Below are 1450 nucleotides of genomic sequence, written 5' to 3'. Positions count from 1 at the left end.
GGACTGGTTACCGCCGTATGGCCGACCACGGCGAAGCCACCGGGGCGGAAAATGGGAACGCGACCATCTTGTGGCAGCCGCACGGGGTCCAGGCCCAACACGTCGGCGTCCAGCGGGAGGTAGAAGTAAGCCACGCTGTTGTAGCGCAGTGTGGTTGGGTCCACAGGCCATGGGCGCCAGATTTTCAGCGCCTCAACTGCGCCCACGTCGTCCGCGTCGTACCACCACTCCAGCTTCTGCTCGACGGTCAGCGAGGTGTCGAGAACNAGCGCCTCAACTGCGCCCACGTCGTCCGCGTCGTACCACCACTCCAGCTTCTGCTCGACGGTCAGCGAGGTGTCGAGAACGTAGTCGCCGAACTGCAACTCGACCACGCCCGTCTCGAAGTCCACCTTGCCGCGCAGGTGTGTCCCCGCGATCACGCCGTCGATGCCCGCGCTGGCGGTGATCGCGTTACCCTCCGTGTCCGACAGGTTCATCACGAACCCGGCGGGCTTCAGGGGGGCGATCTGGGTGCGCATGAAAATGCTGGCAGTCGTCCACTTCTGACGCACAGTCCAGAGGCTTGTGATGGTCAGGTCTTCGGCGTCGTAGAGGGGGTCCACCACGTAGTCTGTGATCTCGGCGATGCCGCCCGCGTAGTTGACTCGGCCTGCGAAAAAACCGGTGCCCGGGGTCGTGCGATCCCGAATCAGGTCGCCGTCGTAGTCCGCATAGGTGTGACCCATCCAGGTGAACTGCACGCTGTTTGGCACCACGTAGTCGCTGGTGTATGGGCACAGGTCAATCGTGATGGTCGGGGGCTTGAAGCTGTACTCCGTAGTGACCGTGCTGGCGAAGTCTGTCGCGTACGTCACCGTCAGCGTCGAAGCGGCCAACAGCTCTTCACCCACGGATGTGTCGCCGTACTCCCCGCCTTTCTGCGCGCTGTCACCTCCGGTGGAAGGCTCCAGATAGCTCTCGAAGGATTCGGCATCTTCGTGATCGCTTTTGTATCCTTCCGTCGTCAGGTCAAGCTCGACCAGGCGCACATTCAGCGCGCCCGTGCCGTAGTTGACCGTGCCGAAATCACCGAGGCCACCCGTGCCGTCGTCAGTGAGTTCGTTGACCAAGGTTTCCTGTGTCTTCTCGGTCTTGTAGGTTGTCTTCGTGTGCGAAGAGCCTGCTGTGACCTTGCGCGATGCGCGGCGGCGCTGGGGTTCGAGGTATGCGTATCCGGTTGCCATGTGTTATGCCCCTGCGAGGAAATAGGTCTTGAGCACGCCGTCACGGCTCATCAGCGATTTTTGGCCTGCCGTCAGGTCACCGGAAGACCACACGGCTCCGCCAGATGCCGGAGGGTCGTACACGTTCCCAAAGCCTGCAAGGCTGCTTGGAATCACGTTGACGTACACAGTAGCGCCGTTGTCGTCTCGAATGCCGCCCGGATAGACGCCACCAACGGCCACCG

At 62.2% G+C, this 1450-nt stretch carries 1 protein-coding gene; it reads right to left on the bottom strand.

The window, feature by feature from the left end:
* Positions 1 to 1229 precede the first annotated feature (1229 nt).
* Positions 1230 to 1450 (bottom strand): hypothetical protein (locus I6E78_RS18310; protein WP_197181728.1); only part of this gene is annotated, 221 nt, incomplete at its 5' end.

Origin of the sequence: Pseudoalteromonas sp. NZS127, assembly GCF_015864805.1 — a bacterium.
GTDB classification, from domain to species: domain Bacteria; phylum Pseudomonadota; class Gammaproteobacteria; order Enterobacterales; family Alteromonadaceae; genus Pseudoalteromonas; species Pseudoalteromonas nigrifaciens.
Note: the sequence above shows the minus strand (reverse complement) of the source record. Positions and strands in the feature narration are given on the sequence as shown.